16 protein-coding genes and 1 other RNA gene are annotated in these 15,765 nt (G+C 36.7%); 3 read left to right on the forward strand and 14 right to left on the reverse strand.

The window, feature by feature from the left end:
• The first annotated feature begins 6 nt into the window (after positions 1-6).
• Positions 7-369 carry a CrcB family protein gene (locus HFC68_RS01075; protein ID WP_002833064.1) on the forward strand — a complete coding sequence of 121 codons (363 nt, stop codon included), beginning with the start codon at positions 7-9 and terminating at the stop codon, positions 367-369.
• Here the strand turns inward: HFC68_RS01075 and HFC68_RS01080 are convergent.
• Positions 354-1,217 (reverse strand): DegV family protein, encoded by an 864-nt coding sequence (locus HFC68_RS01080; RefSeq protein ID WP_011673363.1) that lies wholly within the window; start codon positions 1,215-1,217, stop codon positions 354-356. The two genes, HFC68_RS01075 and HFC68_RS01080, sit on opposite strands and share 16 nt — an antisense overlap.
• A gap of 86 nt (positions 1,218-1,303) precedes the next feature.
• Complete coding sequence (locus HFC68_RS01085) at positions 1,304-1,714, reverse strand: MarR family winged helix-turn-helix transcriptional regulator (RefSeq protein ID WP_167399572.1); 411 nt, start codon at positions 1,712-1,714, stop codon at positions 1,304-1,306.
• Between the two features lie 145 nt (positions 1,715-1,859).
• Between HFC68_RS01085 and HFC68_RS01090 the strand changes: the two genes are divergently transcribed.
• Positions 1,860-3,566, forward strand: coding sequence for an NFACT RNA binding domain-containing protein (locus HFC68_RS01090; RefSeq protein ID WP_167399573.1), 1,707 nt, complete (start codon positions 1,860-1,862; stop codon positions 3,564-3,566).
• Between the two features lie 57 nt (positions 3,567-3,623).
• On the opposite strand, the gene HFC68_RS01095 is transcribed toward HFC68_RS01090, so the two are convergent.
• The 12 genes from HFC68_RS01095 to HFC68_RS01150 all read right to left on the reverse strand — a co-directional run bounded on the left by HFC68_RS01095 (position 3,624) and on the right by HFC68_RS01150 (position 15,014).
• Positions 3,624-6,080, reverse strand: coding sequence for an ATP-grasp domain-containing protein (locus tag HFC68_RS01095; protein ID WP_011673360.1), 2,457 nt, complete (start codon positions 6,078-6,080; stop codon positions 3,624-3,626).
• Position 6,081: 1 nt separating this feature from the next.
• Positions 6,082-7,161: a carbamoyl phosphate synthase small subunit gene (locus HFC68_RS01100; RefSeq protein ID WP_002833059.1), complete on the reverse strand. Its 1,080-nt coding sequence runs from the start codon at positions 7,159-7,161 to the stop codon at positions 6,082-6,084.
• Positions 7,162-7,188: 27 nt separating this feature from the next.
• A complete protein-coding gene (pyrR, locus tag HFC68_RS01105; RefSeq protein ID WP_002833058.1) occupies positions 7,189-7,722 on the reverse strand; it encodes a bifunctional pyr operon transcriptional regulator/uracil phosphoribosyltransferase PyrR in 534 nt (177 codons plus the stop codon).
• Positions 7,723-7,882: 160 nt separating this feature from the next.
• Positions 7,883-8,785 carry an RluA family pseudouridine synthase gene (locus HFC68_RS01110; protein WP_011673359.1) on the reverse strand — a complete coding sequence of 301 codons (903 nt, stop codon included), beginning with the start codon at positions 8,783-8,785 and terminating at the stop codon, positions 7,883-7,885.
• A gap of 9 nt (positions 8,786-8,794) precedes the next feature.
• Entirely contained in the window at positions 8,795-9,247 is a 453-nt protein-coding gene (lspA, locus tag HFC68_RS01115; RefSeq protein WP_011673358.1) for a signal peptidase II, read from the reverse strand.
• A 13-nt stretch (positions 9,248-9,260) separates the two neighbouring features.
• Positions 9,261-10,922 (reverse strand): formate--tetrahydrofolate ligase, encoded by a 1,662-nt coding sequence (locus HFC68_RS01120; protein ID WP_011673357.1) that lies wholly within the window; start codon positions 10,920-10,922, stop codon positions 9,261-9,263.
• Positions 10,923-10,929: 7 nt separating this feature from the next.
• Positions 10,930-11,316 carry an EbsA family protein gene (locus HFC68_RS01125; RefSeq protein ID WP_011673356.1) on the reverse strand — a complete coding sequence of 129 codons (387 nt, stop codon included), beginning with the start codon at positions 11,314-11,316 and terminating at the stop codon, positions 10,930-10,932.
• Between the two features lie 13 nt (positions 11,317-11,329).
• A complete protein-coding gene (locus HFC68_RS01130) occupies positions 11,330-12,424 on the reverse strand; it encodes an FAD-binding oxidoreductase (RefSeq protein ID WP_011673355.1) in 1,095 nt (364 codons plus the stop codon).
• A 9-nt stretch (positions 12,425-12,433) separates the two neighbouring features.
• The gene (locus HFC68_RS01135) at positions 12,434-13,564 is read right to left on the reverse strand and encodes a class I SAM-dependent RNA methyltransferase (protein WP_011673354.1); all 1,131 of its coding nucleotides are present in this window, start codon (positions 13,562-13,564) and stop codon (positions 12,434-12,436) included.
• An 86-nt stretch (positions 13,565-13,650) separates the two neighbouring features.
• Positions 13,651-14,023: RNase P RNA component class B (rnpB, locus tag HFC68_RS01140), an RNA gene on the reverse strand.
• A gap of 22 nt (positions 14,024-14,045) precedes the next feature.
• Positions 14,046-14,387 carry a cell division regulator GpsB gene (gpsB, locus tag HFC68_RS01145; protein WP_002833051.1) on the reverse strand — a complete coding sequence of 114 codons (342 nt, stop codon included), beginning with the start codon at positions 14,385-14,387 and terminating at the stop codon, positions 14,046-14,048.
• Between the two features lie 75 nt (positions 14,388-14,462).
• Positions 14,463-15,014 (reverse strand): DUF1273 domain-containing protein, encoded by a 552-nt coding sequence (locus tag HFC68_RS01150; RefSeq protein ID WP_002833050.1) that lies wholly within the window; start codon positions 15,012-15,014, stop codon positions 14,463-14,465.
• A gap of 136 nt (positions 15,015-15,150) precedes the next feature.
• On the opposite strand from HFC68_RS01150, the gene recU reads away from it, so the two are divergent.
• Positions 15,151-15,756 carry a Holliday junction resolvase RecU gene (gene recU / locus HFC68_RS01155; protein ID WP_002833049.1) on the forward strand — a complete coding sequence of 202 codons (606 nt, stop codon included), beginning with the start codon at positions 15,151-15,153 and terminating at the stop codon, positions 15,754-15,756.
• Positions 15,757-15,765 lie beyond the last annotated feature (9 nt).

Below are 15,765 nucleotides of genomic sequence, written 5' to 3' on the forward strand. Positions count from 1 at the left end.
TATTTCATGATTCTAGTTTATGTTGGTATGGGTACGGCCCTTGGTGCTGTTGCTCGTCTTTTTATAACTACGCACTTAAACCAAACATTTAAAAAACACGCCTTTCCTTGGTCAACTTTTATTGTAAATATGATTGCTTGTTTTTTGATTGGCTTCTTAACCGTTACTATTCACGATTCTAAGCTTAAATTGTTATTAATAAGTGGTTTTCTCGGAGGGCTTTCGACGTTCTCTACCTTTGCTAACGAAATAGTCACTCTAGGACAAGATAAGACAACAAAAAAACTTGCACTACTTTACAGTTGTGCAAGTTTAGGATTTGGAATCATACTTGTTTATCTAGGAATGCAGATTTATGCCTTTGTATAATCAATTACCCAAATTAGAGCGATCGCTTTTTCACCCAAATGGGTTCCAATCACAGGACCAAAATAAGAAATATCAATTGGCAATTGAGGATATTTTTCCTCTAAGCTAGCCTTCCATTTCAAGGCTGATTTTTCATCATTACCATGAATAACAAATGCCCGTAGAGGATACTCAGCCGAGCGGTAAGCTTCATCAAAAAGTTTTTCAACGCGGGCGATCGCTTTTTTACGAGAACGTACTTTTTCAAAGGCCACAATTTCATGCGCATCATTAAAAGTTAGAATTGGTTTGATTTTCAATAAACTTCCAACAAAAGCAGAAGCATTAGAAAGTCGACCACCACGAACGAGATTTTGTAAATCATCAACAACAAAATATTCTCCGAAGGTCGAACGGACATAGTCCAAACGTTCTAAAATGGTATCAACATCTTTTCCTTCACGAGCTAATCTAGCAGCCTCTAAGGCTAGAATTCCCATTAAGCGAATAGTGATTTGTGAATCATAAACAACCAGATTAACGCCTTCGATGGTACCCTCAAGACTCTTTAGACTTGAAACGAAGCCTGAAATCGTGCTGGACAGATGAATACTGATAATCGTATCGTATCCAGCCTTAGCTAAATTTTCATATAATTCAATCATTTCACCCAATGGTGGTTGAGAAGTACTTGGAAAGGATTGAGAAGTCCGTAAACGTTCATAAAACTCCTCTGTAGTAATATCAACGCCTTCTTTATAGATTTTGCCGTCGATAATTACTGGTATTGGTACAACGGTTATATTGTTGTCTGCAATTTCTTGATCAGTTAAATAACAAGTACTATCAGTAACAATAGCTGTTTTCATTAGTACACCCACTTCATTTTAAATCAATAACAAATACTATAACATAAATCAGTCTCAATTTCTCGTCTATAACGGACTAATTACTACTATTTTAAGGCATTTTTCAAAACTCGATTAATCAAAATATTGAACATCGACAACTCTTCTTTTGACCAATTTTCAAATAGTTTTTGATCATAAATATCTAATTGGCGATTAACCTCATCTTTTAAAAGACAACCTTTTTCGGTAATTTTAAACAGCGTTCGACGATGATCCGCTTCAATTTTATTTCGAGATATTAATTTTTTCTCTACGGCACGCTTTACTTGGCGACTGAGTGTTGAGATATCTAAACCACTTTTATCAACAAAATCTTGAACCGATAATAGATCATCTTTTAAAAAATTAGTAATTTTCCAGTCTGCAATCGTCCCACCATTTTCCATACAAGTGCTCTTCAAAAAGTTATATCTTTGTCGATTGATGACCTCCAAAGCTTCTAAATTACCAATCATTTTAATAACACTCCTTTAATCAAACCTATATTTGTATTATACAACAAAAATACTTGTATGGTACAAATATAAGTATTTTTGCAACAATTATTTTTTAACGTTATACTTAGGTATCTCACTTTAATATAGAATGGACTGATAAAATATGGCTTTTGACGGATTATTTACCCATGCCATGGTAAAAGAATTAGTGAACACACTAAAAACTGGTCGGGTAGCTAAAATCTACCAACCTTATCAAGGCGAACTTGTTCTTACGATTCGAGTAAATCGTAAGAACAAAGCATTATTATTATCTTCTCACCCTAATTACGCCAGAGCGCAAATTACGGAACAAACCTTAACCAACCCTTCTACGCCTAGTAACTTTGTTATGAGTCTTAGAAAACATCTTGATGGCGCTATTCTAAAGGACATCACACAAGTTGAAAATGATCGAATCATTAATCTTCATTTTGCTCACCGTAACGATATTGGTGATGAAGAAGATTTGATTTTATCCGTTGAAATTATGGGACGACGAAGCAATATTGTTCTCCACTCGTCAACAACTGGCAAGATTATTGACACGATTAAACATATTTCTTCTGATCAAAATCGTTATCGAATGTTGGTACCAGGAGCCCAATATCTGACTCCACCAGCCCAAGATTTACTCAACCCTTTTGTAGCTGACGCTGAAAAGATGATGGAATTACAAAATAAATACCCTAATTATGAGGTACTTGCACAAGCTATTCGAACAACCTTCCAGGGCTTTGGTAAGGAAACAGCCTTAGAACTCGCCTATGAGATGGTTAACGCTAAAGATTCCTTAAAAACCATTCAGGATTACTTAGCCAAGTTTGATCAACCTACTGGTTTTATTTATGATAACAAAGCCGGAAAGCTTACTTTTGCAGCCGTTAAACCTCAATTAGATGTTAACGAAAATGACGTTCACCAATATGCTAGTCTTTCAGAAACATTAGATCAATATTATTATGAAAAGGTTCAACGCGATCGTGTTCAACAACGGGGGCACGTTTTAATTCGAGTAGTTCGTAATGAGCTGAAAAAGAATCGAAAAAAGCTAAAAAAATTACAACAAACTATGAATCAAACCAAGCTTGCAGATACTTATCGTGTTAAAGGTGAAATTCTAACAACCTATTTACACCAGATTGAACGAGGTATGACTGAGATTGAGTTACCTAACTTCTATGATGAAAATAAGTTAATTAAAATCAGTTTATCAAATCAATTGTCCCCTTCCAAAAACGCTCAAAAATACTTTACGAAGTATCAAAAAGAGAAGAATGCAGTGAAGTACGTTTCTGAGCAAATTGCTAAAACTGAAAGTGAAATTAATTTCTTAGATAACATTGAAACTCAAATTGACTTAGCCAAGCCGGAAGACTTAGATGATATTAAATTAGAATTGGAAAATGAAGGTTACCTTAAAAAGCAAGTTAACCCTAAAAAACGGATTAAACCAACTAAGAGTAAGCCGGAACGATTTGAAGCTAGTGACCATACAACCATTCTAGTCGGTAAAAATGATACTCAAAATGATCGGTTAACCATGAAGACGGCTAAAAAAGATTTCTACTGGTTACATGCAAAAGATATTCCAGGTTCTCACGTAATCATTGAAAGTAATCAACCTTCAGAAAAAACCATCGAGGAAGCTGCCACAATCGCCGCCTACTATTCTAAGGCTCGTAGTTCTGCTAATGTAGCTGTTGACTACGTTCAAGTCCGTAATATTCGTAAACCTAATGGTTCTAAACCTGGTTTTGTAATTTACGAAGGACAAAAAACTATCAAAGTTACACCTAGTTTAGAGGCGATTCGTCCATTTATGATTTAGGTACTTTTAAAACGCGAAAACCACTTTATGAAATAAAATTTTCATAAAGTGGTTTTTTTATTTTATAGACTGAAATTCAGCACCAATTGCTAAGGAGAATGGTGGATTTTGCGGTTTCTTAAGACCAAATTGAGTGTAAGGATAAACATGTGAATAGCGATAATCACCTTGGATTATCGGATGATTTTCGATTTTACTTGATCCATTCAAGGTAATCTCCGTGATTATACCAGCAAAATCTTGATCAAAAGCAAATGATAAGAATGGTAAATCTTGCACCGCTAAAGGCACAACACTTACAATTTGAAGCTGATGCATATTTTCCTTAATAATAACTGAATAAATACCATTATTAGTAATATGCTGGTTTGCATTTTTAATTAACGGATCTACTTTAACTTTTAATGCTTCCGAAACTTCAATTGGAATAAACATATTATCTTCATCAATACCAACAACGCCAAATAAGTTGATAGAACCATTGATGGAACTGATAACACCCATGTAATCGGCCTCGATATTTTCTGATCGAGTAGTTCGACTAACAGGAAGCTGTTCCACCTGAACATTCCGCAAGACTAATTGGGTAACAATTTCCCATTTTCCTTGGGCGATGATTTTATCAGGTTTTTCTTGATGAATAATATTCAGGCAATTCTCAACGGTTAGTGGTTCTAAATAGATTTTATCCGCTAAATCAGGAATTAAAGTTAACGCATTCGGATTATTGTTAATCAAAATAACCTTGTACCCTAATTTCTGACAACGTTGAATTGTCTGAAAAGTTGTATATTCAGCTGCACTATTAGTACCAACTTGGCTGTTAGCTGTTCCGAGAACAAGAATCTTTTTACCAGTTGTTCGAACAGCTTCATCCTCATCCTCAAAAGTAGAATAGTAAGTATTAGTTAGGTAAGGAAATTCTCCAGCAGTTGGTTCCACACCCTTATAGGTCGCAAATACATGAGCTTTTTTAATACGAAAATCGCGGACTTCATCAGATCTCACCTGCCAAAGATGGGCAATTTGCGTATCACCAAAGCCGAAATACTTGGCTTCTTGTAAGGCTGCCATGTCAAAACGATTATCTCTAAGTCGTCGCTCTAGTTTAACTAAATGACGTAACTTATAGAAATAGAAAGCGTCAATATGCGTCATCTTAGCCAGCTCATCAACGGTGTATCCCCGACGGATTGCTTCTAACAAGTAATAAACTTCTCCAGCACGAGGATGTATCAAAACGTTAATTAATTGCGCTTCACTTAGCTGGGATTCATCTAAGGCTGCTTGTTCGGCTGCCGTAGTTGAATCAACTGAACGAATCGCCTTTTGTAAAGCTTCTTCTGCACTACGCCCAAAGGCCATTACCGAACCCGTCGATTTCATTCGGGTATTAAGTTGTTGGTTAGCATTTTTAAAGCTGGCAAAAGACCAAGTTGGAAAGCGGACTGCAATGTGATCCATCACGGGTTCAATCAATGCTAATGAATCATGGCGTTGAACTCCCGAAAGTTTAATTTCACGTAAGTTTTGTCCCATTAAGATCTTGGCAACTACATTGGCAATGGGATAACCAGTTGCCCTAGCAGCAAATGCCGATGATCGATCGAAAAAGGGATTGATCCGGGTGATAAAATGCTTGCCATCCGTTGGATCCAAGGCAAATTGAACGTGGCAAACTCCCTTTATTTTCAAGATTTCAGCTATCTTTAGAGCAGCCGTCCGCAGCGATTGAAATTCGACGTCAGTTAGTGTTTGGGTGGGACTAAAAATAATGGAATCTCCAGAGTGAACGCCAATTGGATTAAAGTTTTCGCCCCCGTTAATTAAAAGCTTTGATCCTTCAGCGTCACGAATGACAATCATTTCAATTTCTTTATAGCCAACTACACTTTTTTCAACAGCAACTTGATTAGTAATAGAAACCTTGAATGCCGATTCAAGCATCTCCATTAGTTGATGTTCATTATCACACTTAATCCGGTTAGTTTTAGTTAAAGATGCAATGGGCTTAATCAAAACCGGGAATCCAACCCTTTTCGCAAATCTTAACGCATCTGTCACATTTTCAACAACCGTAGTAGGAATAGTTGGTTCTTTAATATGTTTAAGAACGCGGTTCATCAACTCAGGGTTGTTAATATTATGAATAGTAGTGGTTGTTACCCCCATGGTACGGACGTTGAGTTCTTTTAAAATACCTGATTCATTTAGTTGTTCAGAAAGCTGCAAAGCAACTGTATTTCCAGCCACTGGCAAAATAACATCTATTTCATTTTCTCGTAAAATTTGGATCAGGCTGTTAACCGTTAATTCGGCTTCAATAAATTTAACATCAACATCTAAACGAGGAATCACTGAATTTGCATCACTAGTGACATAAAATAAATTACGATCAGTTTCAGCAAAATTTTTGATTATTTGAACGGCGGCCGCTTCACTTTCGGTATCACGTCCGATTTGTGTTGGCCCTGCTCCAATAATCAAAATATTTTTAGCACGCGATCTTGCCAAATCAACGACCCCCTCTTGTCATCATTTCCATAAATTCATCAAACAATTCGGTAGCTTCCGTTGGACCAGGAGAACTATCTGGAAAGAATTGAACACTGAAAGCTGGAAAATCTCGGTGACGTAGTCCTTGCACGGAGTGATCAATTAAATCGTAATGCGTTACGATTAAATCATTACGATCTACAGAATTAGGGTCTACCGTAAATCCTTGTCCATGTGAGGCGTACATAATTTCATCTGTGATAACAGATAGAATTGGATGATTAGAACCATGGTGTTCAGATGATAATTCCATAATTTCACAGCCATTCGCAATTGCAAAAGCTTCATGTCCCAATCCAATCGCAAATAACGGGATATTACGCTCAACAATCTGAATCATCTCAATCACTTCTGGGGGCAAATCGCGCGGATTCCCCGGACCGGTCGAAATAATAACACCATCAGGATCTAAACTAAAAATACTATCTGCAGTAGCTGAATACCCCAGAACTGTTACATTACAATCCCGCTGGCTGAGTTGCCGAAGAATTCCGTATTTAAGCCCTAAATCAACGACTACCACATTTTTGCCATTTCCTGGATTTGGAAAGGCTTTGGGAGTAGATACTTGATTAACCTGTTGATTAGTTAAAACAATAGCTCTTAGCTGATCGAAAGCATGTTCCAAATCCTTAACAGGATCTATAATACTGCCTTTAATGGTTCCGGTTGAACGTAATTTTTTAATCAGAGCACGGGTGTCAATTCCAGAAATTCCTGGAATGTTTTGCCGTTTTAAGTATTCATCTAAAGATAAGCGGCGACGTCGATTAATGGAAACCGCAGCTACATCTCTAACAATGACGCCTTTACAAGTGGGATCAACCGATTCATAGCTCGCCCGATCAATTCCTACAGCACCAATTGTGGGTTCAGAGAAAACAATAATCTGATTATGATAAATTTGATTGGTAATGACTTGTTGATATCCAGTCATTACGGTAGTAAAAACAACTTCGCCAAAGGTGGTTGCTCGCGATCCGAATGCTTTACCCTTAAAAACGGAACCGTCTTCTAATATTAAATATCGGTCTGCCATAATAGCCACCTCCACAGTTAAATCATGTTAATTTTCTAAGAGAACAACGTCTTCATCATCAATTTCGCGGACAAAAACGTTAATTTTCTCGTTTTGTGCTGTTGGAATATTCTTACCCACAAAATCAGCACGAATTGGTAATTCCCGATGTCCACGATCGACAAGAACCGCTAAACTAATTTGAGCTGGACGGTTAATATCCATAATTGCGTCCATAGCAGCGCGGATTGTTCGTCCAGTATAGAGAACATCATCAATCAAAATCACTTTTCGATCCTTTAAATCAAGTTTAGCAAGACTAGAATTAGCTTTAGTTGAACGTGGTTCAGCTGAATTACGTTGATCATCACGGTATTCAGCTATATCCAATTCACCAACTGGAATGTCAAAATTTTCAAGTTGTTTCAGACGTTCAGCAATTCGCTTAGCAATAAAAACACCACGCGTTTTTATACCAATCAATACGATGTCTTCGACCCCTTTATTACGTTCGATAATTTCATAAGTAATTCTTGTTAAAGCCCTTTTCATTGCCATGGCATCCATAATTTCTTTTTCCATACTCGCCAAGTCCTCCTTCTTCTTTCAAAAACTCACTAATTCAATTATATCAGTAATTGGAACTCCTAACCTTAATCTAACATTATTTTATAAGTATATAGAAAAAAGAGTTATAACAAAAGACACATTGGTAAATATCAATCTTTGTTATAACTCTTTTTTAAATTCCTCTAAGCTTACTAAGTGTATCTTGAAAAATTTGTGGTGGATCAACTTCAAATACTAGTTCTTCACCTGTACGAGGATGTTTAAATCCTAATAACTTGGCATGTAAGAATTGACCATTACCTTTTAAGGTATTTCGAGGGCCATAAAGTGGGTCCCCCGCTACCGGATGACCAATATATTTAAGATGAACTCTAATTTGATGAGTGCGCCCGGTTTCCAACTCACATTCAATTAAAGTATAGTCCGTAAAACGTTCTAAAACCTTAAAATGAGTTACGGCTGGACGACCATCTTCAACAATAGCCATTTTTTTGCGATCTTTTTTAGACCTACCGATTGGAGCATTGATTGTGCCAGCTTCTTCCTTGAAATTGCCATGTACGATTGCTAAATACTTTCGTTGGTTCGTTTTAGCTTTCAACTGCGCACTTAAGCTCAGCATTGCTTGATCATTTTTAGCAACCATCAATAGGCCCGAAGTGTCTTTATCGATACGATGAACAATTCCTGGGCGTAGCTCTCCGTTAACCGTTGCTAATGGTGCATGGTCTAATAAACCATTTACTAATGTGCCATTTTCATGTCCCGGAGCAGGATGTACTACCATACCTTGCGGCTTATTAACGACAATTACGTCATCATCTTCAAACACAATATCTAAATTCATTTTTTCGGGTTTTACACTAACTTCGACTGGATCAGGTAAAGTAACGTCAATTACATCATTTTCTGAAACTTTATACCGATTGGTGGTTGGTGCTTGATTTACTAAAATTTGCTCTTGTTTAATTAAATTTTGGATTTTTGACCGTGTTAAATCTGGATAATGATTGGTAACTACTTTATCCAAACGCCCACTTTCTTGATCTGAAACCACAAATGAAAATTGTTCCATAAACTCTAACTACCCCTCAATTCTTTCGTCGCGAATAATGGCAATGAATAATATGATGACACCAAAAGTTAAGCACATATCAGCAATGTTAAAAATTGGAAAATTGAAAAAGTCAATTTGAAACATATCAACAACGTATTTTAAACGAATGCGGTCAATAAAATTACCCAAGGTTCCTGTAATCATGAGGGTTAATCCCCATTGATATAATAAGTGCTGGCGCTGTGTAACTAGTAAATAGATTAATACGACTAAAGCTACTACGGTGATTAGATAAAAAAATATCTGATTTCCTGATAAAATACTCCAAGCGGCACCATCATTACGTAAATTGGTTAAGGACAATACTCCTGGAATAAAACTTTTAACAGTTCCTAAAGCAATCTGATTACTAACAGCGCTTTTTACCAGCTGATCAATTACTAAAAGTAATAAACCAACTATATAACTAAACCATTTCATAAAACTTTAATTACTAGAATAATCCGGTAATTTCTCCTTTACTATCGATGTCGATATCTAATGCGGCAGGATGCTTGGGAAGTCCTGGCATAGTAAGCACCTTACCAGTTTGAACGACTAAGAATCCTGCTCCTAGTCGAATGTTAATATCGTTAACATGCATAACAAAGTCACTTGGTGCTCCTAACTGTTTAGGATCATCTGAAAATGAATACTGGGATTTTGCCATACAAATTGGGAGATGATCCCAACCATTTGCTACACATTCTTTAATTTTCTTAAGTGCTTGTGGTGAATATTCTACATCACTACCACCATATATTTTTTGAACAATTGTTTTAATTTTGTCTTCGATTCGGCCATTGTTATCGTATAACTTAGTCATTGGTCCCTGATTAGTATCAGCCAAGGCAATCACTTCATTGGCTAAATCTTTAGAACCTGCACCACCCTTGGCCCACGCATCGGTAACAATTGCAGATATACCTTCCGCTTCAATCAACTTAACTAGCGTGTTAACCTCTTGGTCTGTATCACTAATAAAATGATTAATTGAAACAGTTACAGGGATGTTATAACGTTGCATATTTTTGATATGACGTTGTAAATTAATGTAACCTTTCTGGAGAGCTTCCACATCTTCAATTTTTAAATCAGCTAGTTTAGCTCCGCCATTGTATTTTAAGGCTCGTACCGTTGCCACAATTACAATTGCATCAGGTTGCTTTCCCAGGACAGGGGTTTTGATATCGAGGAATTTTTCAGCTCCCAAATCAGCTCCAAAACCAGCTTCAGTTACAGTATATTTTGCATGTCGTAAAGCAGTTTTCGTGGCTAAAACACTGTTGCACCCATGAGCAATATTAGCAAAAGGTCCACCATGAATTATGGCGGGAGTATGACCAAGGGTTTGCACTAAATTAGGCTTAATCGCATCTTTTAGCAACGTAGCAATGGCGCCACCAACGTGTAGGTCTTTAACAAAGATGGGTTGACCATCATAGTTATTAGCAATCAAAATACGGTTAATCCGTTCCTTTAAATCCTTTAAATCTTGGGCTAGGCACAAGATAGCCATTAGTTCGCTGGCTACGGTAATGTCAAATTTATCTTCTCGAGGCACACCACTAAAGCGCCCTCCCAATCCAATAACTATATTACGTAGTGCGCGGTCATTAATGTCTAAACAGCGACGCCAAACGATGGTTCGAGGATCGATATTGAGTTCATTTCCTTGCTGAAGATGATTGTCAATCAAAGCTGCTAAAGTATTATTAGCTGCAGTCAAAGCATGCATATCACCAGTAAAATGCAAATTGATGTCGTCCATCGGAATTACTTGGGAGTAACCTCCGCCGGTGGCACCACCTTTCATACCCATAACGGGACCTTGGGAGGGTTCACGTAAGGCAATCATTGCTGACCCCGTCAAGTCATTTAAAGCATCACCTAATCCAACGGTTACGGTCGATTTACCTTCTCCAGCGGGCGTTGGATTAATCGAGGTGACCAGAACCAATTTTCCAAGTTGCGTATTTGGTTTCTCGGAAAAAATATCAATTTTGGCCTTGTAATGACCATAAGGTTCGACTACCTTTTCATCAAATCCGGCTTGTTTAGCAATTGTTTGAATTGGTAACATTTCAGCATTCTGGGAAATTTCAATATCATTCATTAATCTTCTACCCCTTTTTTGTCAAAGCTTTAAATAATTTATCTGATGACTTACGACTCATTAATAGTTTATATCTTTTATTGCCATAGTCAAAACTTAGTGACATTTTGCTTTGCGTTACATTTTTAATTTTACTAATGCTTAAAATTGTGAAATTACTTTTGATTACCCGATTAATAATCAGCTCAGAACCAATTATTTCAACGGTTCGACTGACAGTTTGTACACTGATTACTACAATAAACAATGCAAAAAAAGTCGCCGTAATCCAATTAAATGTTGTTACTTCTAACCAGAAAATAATACCTACAATCAGAATCATTAGAGTCCATGACCAGCTGATCATGTTATTTAAAAAATCTGGCTGATAATAAAAACTTTCTACTTTCTTCATACCATGTACCTCTCTACTTAATGTATGTTGTCAGTGGTTTAGTCAAATCAGTCATATCCAACTCGGGATTTTCTACTAAATCAGCTAATAGTTTTCCAATAATTGGACCTGTAGTTAACCCAGATGAACCTAATCCAGACGCTACCATAATTTGTGGATGATTTGGCAAATAGCCAAAGAATGGTGCAAAGTCCTCAGTATACGCCCGTGTTCCTACGCGCGTATTCTTAACCATCGATTTATCTAAATTAGGAATCACTCGTTGTCCACTGGCTAATAAATCATCAATAATTTGATCACTCACTGTTAAATCAAATCCTTGATCATTTTCATGAGTAGCTCCAATGAGTAAAGTTCCTTGGTTAGTAGGAATGAAATCTCGTTCACCTTCAGGCATTAAAACGGGAGCACTTGCATTAACTTGGGCTTGCCCAGGAAGCTCTACTTCAATTAACTGCCCCTTTTGAGGACGAGTTAAGGCTTCGATGCCAATATCGCTTAAAGTATCTTTTAGCCAAGCACCTACAGCTAAGACGATTAAATCAAATTTTTCACCATTAACCAGGGTATCTGTTCCATTTTTCGATAAAACAGCTCGTTCATTACGTAATTCGAACTTTGTTTGATTGCGCTGATTCAAAAATTCAACAAATTTTTGTCCATCGATTCGTGCGCCACCCTCAACTAAAACTCCATTATTTTCAGTTTGGATAAAATTAAAAAGTTGTTTGATTTCGGCATTATCAATCCGCCGAAATCCCTCCATTTGAGGAGCGTCTTTAATTCGGTCCTTAGCTAAGGTGAGTAGTGCACTAATCTTTTCATTATTATCTCGTGTATAAATTACGCCACTTTTAAAATAGACTGCTGGAGGCATTCGGTATTTTTCTGCTATTTGGTACATATATTCCGCCCCTTGACGAGCCAAATTGTACCATTTTTTATTTCGACGTTTAGATAACCAAGGAGCAATAATTCCGGCAGAAGCTGTCGTTGCAGTCCCTTTAATACCGTCAAATTGGACAATTTGGTATGCAGGAAATCGCTCTAAAATTTCATTAACAAAAGTTGCGCCAACAATCCCATTTCCAATAACCGCAATTTTCACTATCAAGACCTACCTTTCACGTTTACCCCAGAATTGGAAATAATCGGTTCTCAAAGCACCATTATATAATTTACGTTTTTTAGTGGCTTTTTGACCATAGTAATTTTCAAAATCTAAATCACTCGTGATAAAATAACGACTCCAGGTAGTTAGCGATCCCGTTGCAGTCCCTAATTGACGATAAATCTTTCGAACTAACTCTTGGTCCCCCATTCGTTCCCCATAAGGAGGGTTACCAATCATAACACCATTCTTCTTATCAGTTTTAAAGTCCTTAACTGCTTGTTGCTTAAAGGAAATAATTCCAGATAATCCAGCTTCTTCCGCATTTTCAGTTGCAATATCAATCATATTTTGATCAATATCGTAACCAGTGATGTCTAATTCAACATCGTAATTGGCCTTTTCATCTGCAGCAGCACGAACCCGTTCTACCATTTCTTGATCGACAATGGGCCAGTCTTCACAGGCAAAATCACGGTTAAAACCCGGCGCAATATTTTGGCCAATCATGGCTGCTTCAATTAAAACTGTACCAGAACCACAAAATGGATCCACAAGTGGTTTGTCTGGATACCAGTTAGTTAGCAAAACCAATGCGGCTGCCATAGTTTCTTTTAGTGGAGCAGTACCTTTATGTAAACGGTAGCCACGCTTGAATAAGCTATCACCCGTTGTATCAAGGGTAATCATGACATGGTCTTTATCAATGGCTACTTCAAGACCATATTTAGCCCCTGTTTCTGGAAATTGATTACGCCAATGGAAAACCTCACGTAATTTTTCAACAACCGCTTTTTTAGTAATAGCTTGAACATCCGGAACACTAAAAAGAGTTGATTTTTTAGATTTGCCACTAACTGGAAAGGCTCCATCCACAGGGATCAATTCGTCCCAAGGCAATGCCTTTACAGATTCGAATAAATCATCGAACGTTTTAGCTTCAAACTCACCAACAACTATTTTAATTCGGTCAGCGGTTCTTAACCATAAATTAGTTTTAATAATATCTTCAAAGGTCCCTTCAAAACGAACCCGACCATTTTCAGTTTGAACTTCATAACCCAAATCTTTTAATTCATTTTTTGTTAAACTTTCTAAACCACTTGCCATTGTGGCAATTAAATTGAATTTCTTCATATTTACTTCCCTATTTATAAATTTTAGTTAAAATAAAAAGCCAGGATAAAAGATAACTTTTACCCTAGCTTTCCTGATTTGTAAATCTCTATAAGCCATGTTTTGTCCAAAATAAATTCTCAGGAAAATTTAAATTTGGGTAATCATCTATCTCCAGACAATGTCTGCCCCCACATTTAGTTCAATTCCAGATGTGAAGCTCCCCTACCATAGTTTGGGTTGCCCGCTCGAGGGGTTTACCGCGTTCCAACTTATTAATTTCTTAATAAGATCGTCTCTGTGGCACTTTTCAAAGCTACTTAAGCATGACCGAAGGCTTTAGCTTGTTCACTTGCCGTCATTTGCAAAGCAAATGCCCCAGCTTATTTTTTCACCAGGCACGAACACTACAAGCATCGCAGCTTGTGCGAGCATGGACTTTCCTCAGTTAGCAGATGCTAACCGCAATTACCCGAGATTTACAAAGTGTTATTAAATTGAATTAGATACGATGTGAACTATTATCAGTATCTTCAAGTTGAGCACCAAACACGCGACGTTCAAGGTTTGACAAACGTTTCAAAACATCTACGTTTGTAGCTCCACTAACTGGTGCTGATTCTTCAACAGTTCCACCAGCAGAAACTTGCTTATTAAGTTCGTCAACTTTGTCAGTTAAACGATCATTTTCATTCTTCATACGTTCAATTTCTTTACCGAAATTTTCGTAATCTTTAATCACTGAATCTAGGAATGTATCCACGTCAGCAGGATCATATCCACGCATCTTTGGTTTGAATTCCTTTTGCAAAATATCTTTTGGAGTAAAATTAATGTTGTCCATCGTTGCACCTCGTCGATTACTTTTGTTCAAATTACCATGTATCATTGTATCAAAGATTTTAAAAAATTCAAAGAATTATTCGTCCTTTTCTTCATATAACATGGATTCTTCTTCTAAATCGTAAAAATCAATCGTTTCTACATTATATGAATTATGTTCTTGAAAGCTTCGAATGGCATTTAAATCAAATTTAGTTTTTCCTTCATGTTCATCATCATACAACAAAAGGGCCTCATCGGTATGGTTTAACATGAAGTTTTGGTAATTTCTTAATTGTTGAGGGTTTTGATAAGGATTTTCGCTAACATTAGCAAAAAAATCTACCTTCGCTTTGATTAAAGCTAGTTTCTCGACTTTTTCTTCTTTCCATTGTTTACCAAAATCACTAAATGGAAACATTAAGGCTGTCTGTAATTCTGGATAATCCATTTTGAGTTCGTTTGCTAATTCAAGCGACCACTGTTCAGTTCCTAATTGCGGCCCAGCAATTATCCACGTGGTGCCAGATTCAACTTTCTCAATTAACTTTCGTTTCAGTGCATTTTGAATTACTTTTAATTTGGGATCCTGGTCTGAAAAAATTGATAATTCATAACTACGATACCCTGTCACCCATAATCTACTCATTAACGCTCACCTCAATCCTAAATTTAGCATAATATTAAATTTTGTTTTATTTTCTATATGATATACGCTTTTTAAACTATTTGTAATCTATCAAACTAAATACCATAGTATAATAGATGAACAGGAGGACGTATCTTTGAAATTTAATTATCCAACTGGGTCAAAAGCAACCACTCCTAAAATGAGCCAAGCCAAGGTTAGCATGCCTCCTATTTACGGTAAAAGAGGTATGTCCTTAGAAGAAGAACTTAATGAAAGTAACGCTTATTATCTAAGCCACGGGGTTGCTGTTATTCATAAAAAACCAACACCAATTCAAATTGTGAAGGTTGATTATCCTAAACGCAGCGCGGCACAGATTAAAGAGGCTTACTTTAGTAAGGCTTCCACTACTGACTATAATGGAGTATATCGAGGTAAGTATATCGATTTTGACGCAAAGGAAACAACCAATTCTACTTCCTTTCCTTTAAGTAATTTCCATGAGCATCAAATTAATCATATGAAGGATTGCGAGAAAGTTGGTGGAATTTGCTTTACAATTATAAAGTTTGTAAAATTGAACAAGATATTTCTACTGAAGACGAAAGATCTTTTTCAGTTTTGGGATAGTAAAGAAAATGGTGGTCGGAAATCGATTCCCCTTTCGGTATTTGAAGAACAAGGATATCAATTGGAATACCAAATGAATCCTTTAATTCCATACCTAAAAGCGGTTGATAAAATTATAGAGAATTTATAAAAAATCGAT

The sequence above is a fragment of the Pediococcus sp. EKM201D genome (assembly GCF_011800215.1).
In the GTDB taxonomy this organism is placed as follows: Bacteria; Bacillota; Bacilli; order Lactobacillales; family Lactobacillaceae; genus Pediococcus; species Pediococcus pentosaceus.

Bases quoted from the DNA above. Each gene is read 5' to 3' on its own strand.
- HFC68_RS01120 (WP_011673357.1), bottom strand. From the start codon at position 10,922: ATGAATGATATTGAAATTTCCCAGAATGCTGAAATGTTACCAATTCAA.
- HFC68_RS01085 (WP_167399572.1), bottom strand. From the start codon at position 1,714: ATGATTGGTAATTTAGAAGCTTTGGAGGTCATCAATCGACAAAGATAT.
- gpsB (WP_002833051.1), bottom strand. From the start codon at position 14,387: ATGGACAACATTAATTTTACTCCAAAAGATATTTTGCAAAAGGAATTC.
- HFC68_RS01135 (WP_011673354.1), bottom strand. From the start codon at position 13,564: ATGAAGAAATTCAATTTAATTGCCACAATGGCAAGTGGTTTAGAAAGT.
- HFC68_RS01150 (WP_002833050.1), bottom strand. From the start codon at position 15,014: ATGAGTAGATTATGGGTGACAGGGTATCGTAGTTATGAATTATCAATT.
- HFC68_RS01125 (WP_011673356.1), bottom strand. From the start codon at position 11,316: ATGAAGAAAGTAGAAAGTTTTTATTATCAGCCAGATTTTTTAAATAAC.
- HFC68_RS01110 (WP_011673359.1), bottom strand. From the start codon at position 8,785: ATGGAACAATTTTCATTTGTGGTTTCAGATCAAGAAAGTGGGCGTTTG.
- lspA (WP_011673358.1), bottom strand. From the start codon at position 9,247: ATGAAATGGTTTAGTTATATAGTTGGTTTATTACTTTTAGTAATTGAT.
- HFC68_RS01080 (WP_011673363.1), bottom strand. From the start codon at position 1,217: ATGAAAACAGCTATTGTTACTGATAGTACTTGTTATTTAACTGATCAA.
- HFC68_RS01075 (WP_002833064.1), top strand. From the start codon at position 7: ATGATTCTAGTTTATGTTGGTATGGGTACGGCCCTTGGTGCTGTTGCT.
- HFC68_RS01100 (WP_002833059.1), bottom strand. From the start codon at position 7,161: ATGGCAGACCGATATTTAATATTAGAAGACGGTTCCGTTTTTAAGGGT.
- pyrR (WP_002833058.1), bottom strand. From the start codon at position 7,722: ATGGAAAAAGAAATTATGGATGCCATGGCAATGAAAAGGGCTTTAACA.
- HFC68_RS01090 (WP_167399573.1), top strand. From the start codon at position 1,860: ATGGCTTTTGACGGATTATTTACCCATGCCATGGTAAAAGAATTAGTG.